Origin of the sequence: Cupriavidus sp. USMAHM13 (genome assembly GCF_001854285.1) — a bacterium.
Classification (GTDB): Bacteria; Pseudomonadota; Gammaproteobacteria; order Burkholderiales; family Burkholderiaceae; genus Cupriavidus; species Cupriavidus malaysiensis.
Map to the genome: position 1 here is coordinate 2,728,450 of NZ_CP017751.1, position 14,701 is coordinate 2,743,150.

A 14,701-nucleotide genomic window follows, 5' to 3' on the forward strand; every position below is an offset into this window, starting at 1 on the left:
TTCCTGGCGGTCAGCGCCGATTTCCTCCGCCTGGCCGCCCAGGGAGACGCCGCGCTCAGTCCAGCCGCTCGACGGCGGGCACGCGCACGCGGCCGTCGCGCAGTTCGGCCTTGGGCTCGTAGGCGCGCAGTACCAGGGCGAAGTCGCCGGCCGGGGTCGGCAGCCAGTTGGCGCGCTGGGCCGGATCGGCCGGCGCGTCGCGCTGCATCACGATGTCGATGGCGCCATCCGGGCCGGCCTTGAGGCCGGCGGTGCGGTCGCCGATGGCGTAGCGTCCGATCGGGTTGGGCGTGAAGAACAGCTTGCCGTCCGGCTCCACCTCGTACATCGACAGTGACCAGAACCCGTTGACCGGCAGCGCGCCCGCCGGCAGGCGCAGGCGATAGCGGTGGGCGCCGGAGAGCTTGCGCTGCTGTTGATCGACGAAGCTGACGGGATACATGGCTTCGACGGTCTTGAGCGCCAGCAGCCCGCCCAGGGCGACTTGCGCGCGGTACGCATAGTCGGTGCCGAAATCGCCGAGGTTGTCCTTCGAATAGGACCAGCCCTCGCTCTTGGCCCCGGTGGCCCCGGTGGCCCCGGTGGCCCCGGTGGCAGACAGTCCACCCTTGAGCGAGGCCAGCATGGCCGGCAGTTGCTGCGCCCACAGCGCCTTGACCTCCGGCGACAAGGCATCCCAACGGCAGGCCGCGCCGCAGATGCCGACCGATGCCAGGCGCTGGATCAGCGCGTCTTCATAGCGGGGCGCGGGGTTGCGCGCCAGCATCAGGTTGGCCATGTCGACGAAGGCCTGCGGGCTCTGCTCCACCGGCGGCGCAGCCTGCCACAGGGGCGGCGTCTTGCCGGCGCCCAGTGGCTGCACCTTGAACTGGTCTTGCAGAGCCGTCACGGCGGGCATGTCGGCGTCGCCGTTGACGAGAATGCGCGCCAGCACGAGCACGTCGTTGGCCGGCGCGCGGATCACCTGCGCATTGGGCGGCAGCGGCTGCGTGGTGTCCGGCCCGACCACGACGAAGGTGCCGCCGCGCGTGCCGTTGGCGCGCCGGCCGAGCAGCTCGAAATTGTTGGTCGCCATGTCGAGGAAGGCCAGCGAGTAGTAGCGGCCGGCCATGTCCGGCACCGACAGCGCCACCGGCCCTTGCCGCAGGTCCAGCCACAGCGTGGAGTACGCCGTGTCGTTGTTGGGCGTGGTCACCCAGCGGTCATCCGGGCCGGACAGCTTGTGCTGGTGCAGCCAGGTGTTCAGTTGCGATGCGCCAGGCCTGGCATCCGCACCCAGCATGCGGGCGCGCAGGCGCCCCATCGCGACCAGCGGAAAGGCATAGTCGAAGGCCTGGTGCAGCGTGGCTTCCTGCGACGGCGCGGCAGGCGCCGGGCTCCAGTCCTGCGCGGCCGCGGCGGCAAGGTTGGTGCACAGGCATGCGGCAGCGAAGGCCAGCAGGTGCTTGGCCACGGTGGGGCGTCGTTGGCTGGACGACATGGGTCTCCTCCTCATGTATATCGGCTTGCGCCGATAATATGAGCATTGCTCACATCCTGCCACTCGCGTTCCATGGCCTCGCCAGCAAAGGAAAAACCGCATACAGATCAGTCACTTGCCCGACGCCAGCCACGCCAGGCGCGCTCGCGCGAGAAGGTCGAACTCATCTTGGAGGCGACGCTGCAGATTCTCGACCAGGAGGGACCGGACGCGCTGACCACCAACCGGATTGCCGAGGTAGCCGGCATCAGCATCGGCACGCTCTACCAGTATTTCCCCAACAAGCGGCAGGTACTGGAGGAACTGGCGCAGCGCGAAAGCGATCGCCTGACGGCGGAACTGCTGGCGGTCTTGAGCGAGCCGGATGGACAGTCGCCGGACCAGCGGCTGCGGCAGGTCGTGCGCACCTTGCTCGGCGCCTTCGGCGGACGGCACCGGGCGCGCCGCTTCGTGCTCGAACAAGCCATCGCGCGCGGCGGTAATCCGCTGGTCACGCCCGGGCATGTGTCGACCTTCCTGAGCTCGGCCGGCATCCGCGACGTCGACGGGCGGGTCGTGGCGCTCTCCCCCATCCAGGCCTTCGTGCTGACCCGTTCGATCATGGGTGCCATCGGCAGCGCGCTGACGTATGACGAGCAATGGCTTGCCAGCCCGGCGTTCGAAGACAGTCTGTTCAGCTTGGTGCGCGGCTTTCTGCGCGAGTGTGCCGGCAAGGCGGCAGCGCCTGCGGCTGCGCGCTAGCGCGCAGCATAGGGAAAGCCGGACTTCTCGCTCATCCGGTCAAGCCGCGCCCGCAGGCGGCCGATCTCGGCGGCCAGCTGCGACGCCATGAACGCCAGCGGCCCCGTCTCGGGAGCCGGTACGACGGCCGGCTGCGCTGGGGACACAGCGGGCGCCGGTGCCCGGCCGGTCTCGAGGGCATCGGCCAATGCCAGCAACGCGGAAGCGATGCCGGGGTCATCGCCATCGCCCGGCCCGCTCTCCTGCTCGATCGCGGCCATCAGTTCCAGCGCGCTGACGCACACACGCGCAGCATGCTGGATCTCCTCGAACTCGGCGGCCGGCACGCCGGTCTCCTTGGCGACCGAGGGAATCAGCCCGCGCAGGGGAATGAGCTTCGCCCCCAGGTCCAGCATCGCCGCGCGCTGTTCCGCCGCGTCGGCGAAGCCGTGCCGCATCTTCACATGGACGGCGGCGCTGGCCCGCAGCAGCGCGGCAAGCCTGACGCGCCACGAGTACGAGGCATAGGCCGGCAACGCGAAGGAGAACACCAGCGCGATCGCCGTACCGATGAACACGTCCACCGTGCGCCAGAGGGCGTCATAGACGTTCTGGTTGCCATGCCCGGCGGTGATGACCACGGTGATCGCCGCCAGCAGCGCAATATAGCCGCCCTTGCCGATCGCGTGGTAGGCGCAATAGCCGCAGACCACGGCCATCAGCAGATAGGTCAGCATCGGCGCGCCGAAATAGGACTGCTGCACGATCAACGCCAGCCCGACCACCGCGCCGATCAAGGTGCCGACCCCGCGCTCGGCGGCGCGGCGCCGGATATTGCCGTGATGCTGGATCCCGCCGATCACCACCAGTACCGTGATGGTGGCCCATTCTCCATGCGGGATCCGAATGCCGGTGGTCAACGCAATCGACACCAGCAAGGCGAGCGCAACGCGCGTCGCGTGGAACAGCCTGGCCTGCCGGAAGCGCCTGTTCGAATCAAAAAGGACATCGGTGGTCTTGCGCAGGATATCGAGCATGTTCGCATGGCCGGGGTCGGCTTGACGGTGCTCAAGTGTAAGCCGGCGGCGGCCGCTCAGGCGCCGCGGCCGCCGGGCGTCCGGGGCTCCCGCCTCCCCCTGATCGCGAGGCCCGGGACCGTGACGATCGTGCGATCGGACCTCGCTCGGATCCGCCCAGTCCCAGCTAAGCCCCAGCCCCAGCCCCGTATATCAAATTTTTTGAATGACAATGACAATCGCGACTGCCTGACAGAGCACTTCGCCTAGCTATAGTTCTGCCCATGGACAGCGCGACGGCGCAACGAAGCGAAAGCAGCGCCGCTGTCCAAGCACTCAAATTCATTGAATCAAGAAACCATCGGAGAGCCCCCATGTCGAACGCGAAACTTGAAGTCCTGACCCCGCACAACAGCCAGTTCATCATCATCGACCACCAGCCGCAGATGGCCTTCGGCGTGCAGTCGATGGACCGCCAGACCATGAAGAACAATGTCGTGGGCCTGGCCAAGGCGGCGAAGATCTTTGACGTGCCGACCACCATCACCACGGTCGAGAGCGAATCCTTCTCGGGCTATACCTATCCGGAACTGCTCGATGTCTTCCCCGGCAAGCAGACGCTGGAGCGTACCTCGATGAACTCCTGGGACGACCAGAAGGTGCGCGACGCGCTGGCCGCCAATGGCCGCAAGAAGGTTGTCGTGGCCGGCCTGTGGACCGAGGTCTGCAACACCACCTTTGCGCTGTGCGCGATGCTGGAAGGCGACTACGAGATCTATATGGTGGCCGACGCTTCTGGCGGCACGAGCAAGGAAGCGCATGACTACGCCATGCAGCGCATGGTGCAGGCCGGCGTGGTGCCCGTGACCTGGCAACAGGTCATGCTGGAATGGCAGCGCGACTGGAAGAACCGCGAAACCTACGACGAGGTGATGGCCGTGGCCAAGGAGCACTCGGGCGCCTATGGCATGGGCATCGACTATGCTTACACGATGGTCCACAAGGCCGCGCAACGCACGGCAACCGTGCACGAATCGCTGGCTCCCGTGCACGCGCCGGTGATCGAGCGCTGATGCCCGCCCGCCGCCAGTCATCCCTCGGAGCACACACCATGATTCCAGGTCGAAGCGTGGCCAGCATCGCCCTCCCCCTGGGATGCTGGCTGGCCATCAGCGCCTCCAGCGTGGCGGCGGCAGCGATCGTTGCCACCACGCTGCTCGTCTGATCGCGCCGTCCGCGGGAACCCCCTTCCCCGCGGACATGTCCCTGCACGACAAGCAATCGACGGCCATGCTGCCGGCGGGTGTCTGCCACCCCTCGGCATTGCCGCATCGGCCAAGCGCCCGGGATCGGGCGCTTACGCGGGCCGCAGCGCCCATTTACCGGAGGGATCTCAACCATGAGCGCGAACGTCAACGCATCCAGCCCAACAGCAGCGAGCCAGGATCCCAGCCTCTGGGAACTGTGCCGGGCGCCGATTCTCCTTACCATCGTGGGCGGCGCCATCGACACGATCGGCTTTATCGCGCTGGTGGGCTTCTTCACCGCGCACGTCACCGGAAACCTGGTGCTCGCGGGAGCGGCCTTCGTCAAAGGCGGGGCCGGCTTATGGATCAAGCTGGGCGCCATCCCGCTCTTTATCGCCACGGTCGTCATCAGCAAGATGCTGATTGACCGCAACCGGCAGACCCACCGGACCCTGGGCTGGCTGTTCGTTGCGGAAGCCGTCTTCCTGCTGGGCTTCATGGTCGCCGGCCTGTCGCTCGCACCGTTCGACAACCCGGATGGCGTGGACCTCGCCCTGACCGGGGGCCTCGGCCTCGTCGCGCTTGCCGTGCGCAATACCGCCAGCAAGACCCTGATCAAGCACATCAGCCCCAGCACCATGATGACCGGGAACACCACGCAACTGGGCATCGACCTGTCGAATTTCCTGCGTGCCAGGACACGCGCCGGTTTCCAGGATCTTCTCAAGAGCGCCAGTGTCGTGCTCGGCTTCGTGAGCGGCGCTTTCCTTGGCGCGACCCTCTATTTGACGATCGGCTTCTGGAGCGTCTTTCCCTTTATCCTTCCCATCGCCTACCTGGCGCGGCTGGCCTTTCGCAACGAATTCAAATGAGTGGATGACGTCATGAGCATCAGCAAGAACCGGGTGGAATCCTTCAGCGATGGCGTCATTGCCGTCAGCCTGACACTGATGCTGTTCCAGCTGCAGGTGCCGGAAGGATTCGCACTGAAGGACATCCTCGGCAACGCCTATAACTTCTTCGGCTACGTACTGAGCTTTATCTACGTCGGCATCTATTGGAACAACCATCATCACCTGTTCAAGGTCGCGCGCGGCATCAACGGCAGGATCATGTGGGCGAACCTGAACCTGCTGTTCTGGCTGACCATGGTGCCGTTCACCACCACCTGGACCTGGAAGTCCGACTTCGCGCAGACGCCGACAGCGATGTATGCCTTCGTCCTGTTCATGTGTTCCGTCTCCTACTCCTTGCTCACGAGGCTGATCCTGAGATCCGGCGGCGAACACTCGGAACTCCGGCAGGCCATCGGCAGCGACCTCAAGGGGAAGCTCTCCATCCCGATCTACGCCGTGGCGATCGCGGCCAGCTTTTTCAGCAGCGCAGCCTCGTTCTCCATCCTGACCGTGATGGCTGGCGTATGGTTCTTTCCGGATTCGCGGATCGAAAAATACCTGCTCGCGGACAAGACCCACGAGCTCTGAGGGCATGAGGCTCGGGATCGGACCCGAGGCTCACTCGCTCGGCCGGCGCCGGCACTCGGTCCGATACATCCGGCGGCGCAGGGGTATCGGCTGGCGCGTGCCCCCCTTCTATGGCTTCGACGATGACGTCCTATCCAGGGGCATCGCCTGCCGGATTGCCCTGGTGCAGCATTGCTCCGGCGCGCGAAACCGACGTCTTGCGAGAAGGCGGGCCTCCGGAAAGCCGGGGCCGGCCTCCCGGCCGGCCCCATCGCTACCGCCGTCTTGCCACCGGTGTCACCTCAAGTCGAAGCGGTCCAGGTTCATCACCTTGTTCCAGGCTGCCACGAAGTCCTGGACGAACTTCTCCTGTGCGTCCGCCCCGCCATAGACTTCGCAGACTGCCCGCAATTCAGAGTTGGAACCGAAGACCAGATCGACCCGCGTGCCGGTCCATTTCGGCGCGCCTGACTTGCGGTCGCGTCCTTCGAACACGTCCTTTTCATCCGACAGCGGCTGCCATTCCGTGCCCATGTCGAGCAGGTTCACGAAGAAGTCGTTGGTCAGCATGCCAGGGCGCTTGGTGAGAACGCCATGCTGGGACTTGCCGAAGTTGGCGTCCAGCACCCGCATGCCGCCCACCAGCACGGTCATCTCCGGAACCGTCAGCGTCAGCAGTTGCGCCTTGTCGACCAGCAGCGCCTCGGTCGGGATCGAGAAATTGCCCTGCAGGTAGTTGCGGAAGCCGTCCGCGACCGGTTCGAGCACGGCCATGGCATCGAGGTCGGTCTGCTGCTGCGAGGCATCCATGCGTCCCGGCGAGAAGGGCACCGTGACAGGGTGGCCGGCCTGCTTCGCCGCCTGCTCGACTCCCGCGCACCCGGCCAGCACGATGAGGTCGGCCAGCGAGACTTTCTTGCCGCCCGACTGTGCCTTGTTGAACTCGCCCTGGATGCCCTCCAGCGTGGCCAGGACCTTTGCCAGCTCGGCAGGCTGGTTGGCGTCCCAGTCCTTCTGCGGGGCAAGGCGGATGCGGGCGCCATTGGCCCCGCCACGCTTGTCCGATCCGCGGAATGTCGAGGCCGATGCCCACGCTGTCGATATGAGTTGCGGGATGGTCAACCCGGATGCCAGCACCGTGGCCTTGAGCGCCGCCACATCCTGCGCATCGATCAGCGGATGGTCGACCGGCGGGATCGGGTCCTGCCAGAGAAGCTCTTCTTTCGGGACTTCCGGACCGAGATAGCGTGCGCGCGGCCCCATGTCGCGGTGGGTCAGCTTGAACCACGCCCGGGCAAATGCATCGGCCAGTTGCTCCGGATGCTCGTAGAAGCGCCGCGAGATCTTTTCGTAGACCGGGTCGAAGCGCAGCGAGAGGTCGGTCGTCAGCATGGACGGCGAACGGCGCTTCGACGGATCGGCAGGGTCGGGCACGGTGCCGGCGCCCGCGTCGCCCTTCGGCTTCCATTGATTCGCGCCGGCCGGGCTCTTCGTCAGTTCCCATTCATATTCGAACAGGTGCTTGAAGTAGTCGTTGCTCCACTTCGTCGGCGTGGTGGTCCAGATGACTTCCAGCCCGCTGGTGATGGTGTCACCGCCCTTGCCCGTGCCGAAGCTGCTGCGCCAGCCGAGACCCTGTTCTTCCAGGCCGGCAGCTTCGGGCTCGGGCCCCACGTGAGAAGCCGGACCGGCGCCATGCGTCTTGCCGAAGGCGTGGCCACCGGCGATCAGCGCAACGGTTTCTTCGTCGTTCATCGCCATGCGGCGGAACGTCTCGCGGATGTCGATGGCTGCCGCAAGCGGGTCCGGGTTGCCGTTCGGGCCTTCCGGATTCACGTAGATCAAGCCCATCTGCACCGCGGCCAGCGGGTTTTCCAGGTCCCGCTTGCCGCTGTAGCGCTTGTCGGCCAGCCACTGGGTTTCGTTGCCCCAGTAGACGGATTCGTCCGGCTCGTAGACGTCCTCCCGTCCACCGCCGAACCCGAAGGTCTTGAACCCCATCGACTCCAGCGCGACGTTGCCGGTCAGGACGATGAGGTCGCCCCACGAGAGCTTCCGACCGTACTTTTGCTTGATCGGCCAGATCAGCCTGCGCGCCTTGTCGAGGCTGACGTTGTCCGGCCAGCTATTGGTGGGTGCGAAGCGCTGCTGGGCGGTCCCGACGCCACCGCGCCCGTCGCCGATGCGGTACGTACCTGCGGCATGCCATGCCATGCGGATGAACAGCGGACCATAGTGACCGAAGTCCGCGGGCCACCAGGGCTGCGAGTCGGTCATCAGCGCCTCCAGATCCTTCTTCACGGCCGCAAGATCCAGGCTGTTGAATTCCTTCGCATAGTTGAAATCCTTGCCCATCGGATCCGACTGCGGGGAATTCTGACGAAGGATATGCAGATTGAGCCGCTCCGGCCACCACTCCTGCAAAGATCGGCCGGCACCTGCGGGATGAAGAAACGGGCACTTCGCTTCAGTCGTCATGCGTGTCTCCTTGGTCGCTTGAACTCGAAACTCAACGTACCGCCTTGCAGCAACTCGTCGCCGTCACGCCGTCACGCCGTCACGCCGTCAGTGAGGGAAGGGTCCAAAGGAACAGTGTTCGGATTTCTGCCGATTGGGACGTCACAGTCGCTCTACCATCCTAGAACGCGATGCCGCCCCTGTTCCATTGATTCCAGCTATGGCCGCCATTGCGTTGGGGCCGCCTCCTGCCGCTCAGGGAGGGTCTATAGTGGTTAGCGGTGTGCGTTCCCGGAGACCGGCTGGCCAAGACCATCCTGCTGGAAGACAGCCGCGGCTATGTCACGGCCGTCATCCCTTCCACGCACCACCTGAAACTGTCAGAGCTGCGCGAGCAGACCGGCCGCAGGCTTACGCTCGCGCGCGCGAAGACGGCGTGCGCGAAGTCTTCAAGGATTGCGACCCCGGATCTGCCCCGCCGGTCGGCATGGCGTATGGCACGCAGACCTGGTTGGACGACAGTCTGCTGGCGCATCCCGATGTCTACTTCGAAGCGGGCGACCACCAGGAACTGGTGCACATGAGCCTCGCGCAATTCGTCGACCTGATGGCCGACGCACGGCGCGGACATTTTGCGCACCGCGACATGTAGGGTAGAAACGCAGGCAGAACCGTCCGCCTGCGGCGCCTTGCCGCCACCAGGTCGAGGTTGTCCGGTTCGTACGGGTTCGTGCGGCCGGGGCCATGGCTGCCGGGTCGGCTCTGCCCTTGTGCGGGTCGACGAAGCGCCGATCGATCTATCGATCTATCAATCTATCCGTCGAGCGAACGACCAGCCGAGCGGGCGGCCTCGGCGACCGCCCGGCCCTCAGCCCTCAGCGCCGCTCCTGGCCATCACATCCGAAGCCAGCACGACCACGCCCTGCGCCGAGGGAACGGTCTTGACCAGCGCCTGCGCCACCGCCCGTGCCTGCACCGGCCGGTAGGCGCCGGGAATCAGCGGCGCGAGCAGCTTCGCGATCGGGATCGCGATCGTCTCACCGAGCCGCGGCGGTTGCTGCAAGCCCTCCCGGTAGTCCAGCAGCAGCGACGGCTGGGCGATCACCAGTGCGGTGAGATCCATCGCCTTGAGCGCATCCTCCAGCTCGCCCTTGACGCGGTTGTAGAACACCGAGGAGCGCGCGCTGGCGCCGACCGCGCTGACCAGCCCCACGCGCCGGGCGCCTGCCGCCAGCGCGGCCTCGGCCACGGCGAGGTTGGCCGCCAGGTCCACCGCGCGGAACGCCGCCTGGCTGCCGGCCACCCTGATGGTCGTGCCGAGCGCCAGGTACACCTCGTCGGCCTGGGGCAGCGCTGGCAGCCGGCTGAAATCCACCAGGCGGACCTCGAGCTTGGGATGGCTGACACTCAATGGCCGCCGGCTCAGCGCATGCACCGCCGAAACGTCCGGGTCGACCAGCAGGGCCTGCAGTATCTGGCCGCCGACCAGGCCGGTCGCACCGGCGAGCAGGACCCGTCTCTGATGGTCTGGCGAAGACATGAGCGATTCTCCTCAATGCAGGCGCATGGCGTGACGGGCGCTCTCAGAGGTCTGCCCGCTCCACGCCCGGACGGCGCGATAGAAAGCGTCGGGAACTTCGAAGCCGATGTCGACCGATCGACGCCGCGGACGCTTGCCCGCGAACCTCGTCACACCTTCCTGACGAATTCCGATTTCAGGCTCATGGCACCAAAGCCGTCGATCTTGCAGTCGATGTCGTGGTCACTGTCGACCAGGCGGATGTTCTTGACCTTGGTGCCCATCTTGACCACGCCGGCCGAACCCTTCAGCTTGAGATCCTTGATGACCGTGACCGTATCCCCATCCTGCAGCACGTTGCCCGCGGCATCGCGATAGACCCTGGCTTCTGCCTCCACAGGTGCCGAGGCCTGCGCCGACCATTCATGCGCGCATTCCGGGCAGATATAGAGGCCACCGTCTTCATAGGTGAACTCGGAATGACATTTCGGACAGGACGGCAATGCGCTCATGGCTAACTTCTATGTGTGTGGAGAATGCCGGAAGTATACTGCCCCGCCCAAATGGCAAGCTCCTTTGCAGGATGCCATCCTGCAAACGGGAAACCGGCGCCCGCTTCCCAAGTCAGGCGAGCGCCCGCGGCGCTACGGGGTCGGCGGACCGGCAGGCCTCGGCTGTGCCCGCATTCTCCGGCCGGTTCCATTCGTCGCCCCCTCCTTCCCTGCGCCCGGCCACCCGCCAAGGCCGAGCCGTCTTCGGCTTGCGGGTTTCCCCCACTGCCGGGCACGGATCGCGATGAGAGAATCCCGCGGTACCGCAGGGCTCAAGCGCCCGCACGACGCACCATGCGCAGGCCAACCGAAGGGAGGGACATATGCATCGTTTTGCTTCTCTTGCCGCTATCCCCGTTGCTTTTGCATGCGGCTACCTTGCCGCCCACACAGGGCTGCCACCCGCCCACGCCCAGACCCCACCGGCCACGCTGGCGCCGCAGATCGTCCACGTGGCGGCGATGACCGACGAAGACATCGGGCCGCAGGTGCCCAATATGGGCACCCTGCGTACCAAAGGACTGGTGGCAACGCCGTCGGGAACCATCGCGGTGCAATCGGGCAACGTTCCCAAGCACTATCACACCAGCGCCGACGAGATCCAGTACATCATCTCGGGCAAGGGCACTTTCTGGCTGGGCAATGAACAGCGCGAGGTCGGCCCCGGCGACCTCATCATCATTCCGAAGAGCATCGCGCACGCGGGTTCGGTGGCCACCACCGGCGAATTCAAGGCGCTGGCCATCAAGCTGCCGCCGCAGGCCGCGGGCGATACGCACCTGCTGCCCTGAAGGACGCCGCGATCGCAGCCCCCGGGGAGGGGCACCAGGCCCTTCCCTGCTCTCGCTCCCCTTGTGCGCGGCTTCAGTTATTTCAGTCTTGACAGAAATAACTGAAGGAACTAGATTGCCCCTCATGGAACTTACACCTCTCGCTGAACGGTTCATCCTCCACTGGGGCGAAATGGGCTCAAGATGGGGCGTCAATCGCACCGTGGCCCAGATCCACGCCTTGCTGTATCTGCTCGGGCGTCCGGTCGCCGCCGATGAGATCGCTGAAACGCTTGGTGTCGCGCGCTCGAACGTCAGCACGAGCCTGAAGGAACTCCAGGCCTGGCGCCTCGCGAAAGTGGTTCACGTGATGGGCGATCGGCGGGACCACTTCGAGACCTCCACGGATATCTGGGAACTGTTCAAGCTGATTGTCGAAGGCAGGCGCCAGCGGGAAATCGATCCCACGCTGACCATGCTGCGGGACAGCCTCATGGATCCCGGGCTGGGGAAGGAAAGCAAGGAGGTGGAACAGCGCATGCGCGACACGCTGGAGTTTCTCGAAACCCTCACCACCTGGTCGGATGAGATGTTGCGGCTGCGGCCCGATACCCTGATGAAGACATTGGGCGTAGGGGCAAAGATCAGTCGCGCAGTCAGGCGGAAGGCGAACTGAGGCACGCGGTAACGGACCTAGGGTCCGTATTTTTTGACCTTTTATTTCTGTCCATACAGAAATTTCAGAAACGGAGGAACCCATGGAAACGATCCTGTTGCTTGCATTCCAGCTTGCCGGCCCGGTGGCGATCGGACTGGCCATCACCTGCTATCTGCGCGCGGTGACATTGCGACTGCTGACGGATGTGTGCGGAACGCGCGATCGCGCCGAGTTCTGGGTGCGCGTTTCGGCGGTGCTGACGGTATGCATGCCGCTCTCGCTGGTTCTTCTGGCTGCGACGAGTCCCGTCAAATGCCTCTCCGGCGATCCGGTCTGCGAAGAACTCGTGGTCCGGCAAACGTTCCTCTTCACGCTGCTCGGTTCACTGCTTTCGGTCGCTGCCGTGGCCTGCATGATCGCGCGCTACCTTCCCCAGCCGCAGGCGTCCACGAAGCAACCCGTGGCAGCGACCGCGCAATCGACCGCGGAGGCAGCATGAACATCCTCGTCTGCGGCGCACACGGTTTCATCGGCGCGGCCTTGTGCGACAGGCTCGAGCGCGGCGGCCATCGCGTGGTGAAGGGCGTACGGCATGCCACGGCGGAAGATGAGCGCGCGATCGACTATGCCGGCGCCCTTGGCCCCGATGCATGGGATGCCCTGCTGCAAGGCATCGACGTCGTGATCAACGCGGTGGGAATCCTGATCGAGAAGGGCCGGCAGACCTTCGACAGCGTCCACACCAGAGCACCGATCGCCTTGTTCGATGCTTGCCAGCGGCAAGGTATCCAGCGCGTGATCCAGGTTTCCGCGCTTGGCGTTCCAAGCGGCCTCACGCCCTATTTCCAGAGCAAACTCGCCGCCGACCATCATCTGCAGTCGCTGCCGGTCAGCCATTCCATCGTCAGGCCGGCACTTGTCTATGGACCGTTGGGCGCATCGGCCGCCTTCTTCCGGATGCTCGCGAGCCTGCCCATCCACGCCTTGCCGGCGGGCGGCCATCAGCGCCTTCGCCCCATCCACGTGGAGGAACTGGCTGAAGTCATCGAACGCTTGCTCGATGCGGACGCCGGCGACCGCGGCGTCATCGACGTGGTTGGCGGCGAAGAGGTCGAGTATCGCGAGATGCTGGCCATCTACCGCCAATCGCTCGGCTTCTCCCCCGCCTTGCCGGTGTCGATTCCAGGCGGCTTGATCGGCACCGGCGCGGCACTGCTCGACCGCGTGCCCGGGTCGATGCTGACCCGCGATACCTGGCGAATGCTGCAGGCCGGCAGCACCGGCGATGGCGCCGCGACGGCAAGCCTGCTCGGGCGCCCGGCGCAGAGTCTTCGCGCCTTCATCGGCCCCGATGCGCTTGCGCTGCGCTACCGGGCTCTTCGCACGTGGCAGCCCGCGCTGCTGAGGGGCGTGCTGGCCTTCGTCTGGCTCTGGACCTCGGCGGCCAGCCTGCTCTTCCCCCGCGACGCCACCATGGCACTGCTCGCGCGCGTGCATCTGCATGACACCAGCGCGGTATCGGCATTCTATGCAGCGGTGTGCCTGGACTTCGCTTTCGGCGTCATGACGATCGTGAAGCCGGGGCGCCGCCTGTGGCTATCACAGGCGGCGCTGATCGCGACCTACACGTCGATCATCGCCGTCGCGATGCCGGAAACCCTCTGGGACCCGTTTGGCGCGATTCTCAAGAATCTCCCGATTCTGGCGATCCTGCTCATCCTGCTTAGCGAGGACAACTCGCGATGAACACCTACCTCACGATCAAGGCGCTCCATATCCTCTCTTCGGTATTGCTGGTCGGAACCGGCTTCGGGTCCGCGTTCTACCTCTACTTCGCCCACCGCACGCGATCGGTGCCTGTCATTGCCGCGGTGACCCGGCTGGTGGTGCGCGCCGATTGGTGGTTCACCACGCCAGCGGTACTGTTCCAGCCGATCTCCGGTGCCTGGCTGGCACATCAGGCAGGATGGCCATGGACGAGTTCATGGCTCGTCGCCGCGGCGGTGCTTTATGCCGTCGCGGGGGCCTGCTGGCTGCCGGTGGTCTGGCTGCAGCTTGAGATGGCAAAGATGGCGCGCGTCGCTCATGCCGCCGGATCGACGGCATTGCCGGACCGCTACTGGCGCTTCTCCATGCGATGGGAATGGCTGGGATATCCAGCGTTCCTGGCGATGATCGCGGTCTATTTCCTGATGGTGTTCAAGCCGGCCTGATCGACCGGCACGTGGCACGTGGCACGTGCCACGTGCCGGGGATAGTCCACATCCCTGCCCCTCTCCCCACATAGTTGAATTTTTCAACTATCTGCCTATAATCGCCCCAAGGGCATGCGGGGCATGCCCGCGACCTTGGAGTGGTGGTGTACTCGGACTTCCTGACGTTCAAGCTCGACCTGACCAGTGCCTTGCTGATCGAGCGGGCCAACGTGGCCTACCGCGAGCACTGGGATCTCGATGTGCGCGCGCTGCGTGTGCTGCGCCTGGTGTGCGCTGAACCGGACACGACACCCAAGGAGGTGTCGCGGCGTACACTGGTCGAGAAGACCTTGCTATCCAAGGTCCTTGCCGACCTGGAAGGGCGGGGCCTGATGCGCCGCACCACGCATCCATCGGATCGCCGCAGCGTGATGCTGCGCGCGACGGCGCGCGGCCTGGAAGTGGCGAGGGAGTCCGAGGTGCTGGGATCGGCGCTGGAGGTCGAACTGGCCAAGGCACTGAGCGCCAGCGAGCGCCGCACCCTGGAGCGACTGCTGGACAAGCTTTCGCACGACCTGTTGAGCGCCGGATCCGCCGGCGCCCCCGACTGAGTGTGCCGCCTGCC

General features: G+C 65.4%; 15 protein-coding genes and 1 pseudogene. 11 read left to right on the plus strand and 5 right to left on the minus strand.

The annotated features are described in order from the left end of the window. Window positions 1-55: 55 nt before the first annotated feature. Window positions 56-1,480: a DUF1254 domain-containing protein gene (locus BKK81_RS11930; RefSeq protein ID WP_071013085.1), complete on the minus strand. Its 1,425-nt coding sequence runs from the start codon at window positions 1,478-1,480 to the stop codon at window positions 56-58. A gap of 168 nt (window positions 1,481-1,648) precedes the next feature. Between BKK81_RS11930 and BKK81_RS11935 the strand changes: the two genes are divergently transcribed. Then, on the plus strand, window positions 1,649-2,221 hold the full coding sequence (locus tag BKK81_RS11935; RefSeq protein WP_157903211.1) for a TetR/AcrR family transcriptional regulator: 573 nt from the start codon (window positions 1,649-1,651) through the stop codon (window positions 2,219-2,221). Here BKK81_RS11935 and BKK81_RS11940 read toward each other — a convergent pair. After that, window positions 2,218-3,237 carry an FUSC family protein gene (locus tag BKK81_RS11940; protein WP_071013092.1) on the minus strand — a complete coding sequence of 340 codons (1,020 nt, stop codon included), beginning with the start codon at window positions 3,235-3,237 and terminating at the stop codon, window positions 2,218-2,220. The two genes, BKK81_RS11935 and BKK81_RS11940, sit on opposite strands and share 4 nt — an antisense overlap. Window positions 3,238-3,590: 353 nt before the next feature. Here BKK81_RS11940 and BKK81_RS11945 point away from each other — a divergent pair, with 353 nt between their 5' ends. The 3 genes from BKK81_RS11945 to BKK81_RS11955 all read left to right on the plus strand — a co-directional run bounded on the left by BKK81_RS11945 (window position 3,591) and on the right by BKK81_RS11955 (window position 5,947). After that, on the plus strand, window positions 3,591-4,289 hold the full coding sequence (locus BKK81_RS11945; RefSeq protein ID WP_071013095.1) for a hydrolase: 699 nt from the start codon (window positions 3,591-3,593) through the stop codon (window positions 4,287-4,289). Between the two features lie 326 nt (window positions 4,290-4,615). Continuing rightward, window positions 4,616-5,335 carry a YoaK family protein gene (locus BKK81_RS11950; protein WP_071013098.1) on the plus strand — a complete coding sequence of 240 codons (720 nt, stop codon included), beginning with the start codon at window positions 4,616-4,618 and terminating at the stop codon, window positions 5,333-5,335. Window positions 5,336-5,347: 12 nt separating this feature from the next. Further along, on the plus strand, window positions 5,348-5,947 hold the full coding sequence (locus BKK81_RS11955) for a TMEM175 family protein (RefSeq protein WP_071013100.1): 600 nt from the start codon (window positions 5,348-5,350) through the stop codon (window positions 5,945-5,947). 276 nt (window positions 5,948-6,223) lie between these two features. On the opposite strand, the gene katG is transcribed toward BKK81_RS11955, so the two are convergent. Further along, complete coding sequence (gene katG / locus BKK81_RS11960; protein ID WP_071013103.1) at window positions 6,224-8,404, minus strand: catalase/peroxidase HPI; 2,181 nt, start codon at window positions 8,402-8,404, stop codon at window positions 6,224-6,226. 260 nt (window positions 8,405-8,664) lie between these two features. Between katG and BKK81_RS11965 the strand changes: the two are divergent. Beyond that, window positions 8,665-9,035, plus strand: a pseudogene (locus BKK81_RS11965) (aminoacyl-tRNA deacylase). 216 nt (window positions 9,036-9,251) lie between these two features. Here the strand turns inward: BKK81_RS11965 and BKK81_RS11970 are convergent. Further along, window positions 9,252-9,923: an NAD(P)H-binding protein gene (locus BKK81_RS11970; RefSeq protein ID WP_071013106.1), complete on the minus strand. Its 672-nt coding sequence runs from the start codon at window positions 9,921-9,923 to the stop codon at window positions 9,252-9,254. Between the two features lie 149 nt (window positions 9,924-10,072). Beyond that, window positions 10,073-10,414, minus strand: coding sequence for a zinc ribbon domain-containing protein YjdM (locus tag BKK81_RS11975; RefSeq protein WP_071013110.1), 342 nt, complete (start codon window positions 10,412-10,414; stop codon window positions 10,073-10,075). 362 nt (window positions 10,415-10,776) lie between these two features. On the opposite strand from BKK81_RS11975, the gene BKK81_RS11980 reads away from it, so the two are divergent. The 6 genes from BKK81_RS11980 to BKK81_RS12005 all read left to right on the plus strand — a co-directional run bounded on the left by BKK81_RS11980 (window position 10,777) and on the right by BKK81_RS12005 (window position 14,687). Beyond that, window positions 10,777-11,244 (plus strand): cupin domain-containing protein, encoded by a 468-nt coding sequence (locus BKK81_RS11980; protein WP_071013113.1) that lies wholly within the window; start codon window positions 10,777-10,779, stop codon window positions 11,242-11,244. A gap of 124 nt (window positions 11,245-11,368) precedes the next feature. Then, on the plus strand, window positions 11,369-11,899 hold the full coding sequence (locus BKK81_RS11985) for a GbsR/MarR family transcriptional regulator (RefSeq protein WP_071013115.1): 531 nt from the start codon (window positions 11,369-11,371) through the stop codon (window positions 11,897-11,899). Between the two features lie 82 nt (window positions 11,900-11,981). After that, window positions 11,982-12,380: a hypothetical protein gene (locus BKK81_RS11990; RefSeq protein ID WP_071013118.1), complete on the plus strand. Its 399-nt coding sequence runs from the start codon at window positions 11,982-11,984 to the stop codon at window positions 12,378-12,380. Continuing rightward, window positions 12,377-13,627 carry an SDR family oxidoreductase gene (locus tag BKK81_RS11995; RefSeq protein WP_071013119.1) on the plus strand — a complete coding sequence of 417 codons (1,251 nt, stop codon included), beginning with the start codon at window positions 12,377-12,379 and terminating at the stop codon, window positions 13,625-13,627. The genes BKK81_RS11990 and BKK81_RS11995 overlap by 4 nt, the downstream gene beginning before the upstream one ends. After that, complete coding sequence (locus tag BKK81_RS12000; protein ID WP_071013122.1) at window positions 13,624-14,094, plus strand: DUF2269 family protein; 471 nt, start codon at window positions 13,624-13,626, stop codon at window positions 14,092-14,094. The genes BKK81_RS11995 and BKK81_RS12000 overlap by 4 nt, the downstream gene beginning before the upstream one ends. 146 nt (window positions 14,095-14,240) lie before the next feature. Beyond that, window positions 14,241-14,687, plus strand: coding sequence for a MarR family winged helix-turn-helix transcriptional regulator (locus BKK81_RS12005; RefSeq protein ID WP_071013125.1), 447 nt, complete (start codon window positions 14,241-14,243; stop codon window positions 14,685-14,687). Window positions 14,688-14,701: the final 14 nt, after the last annotated feature.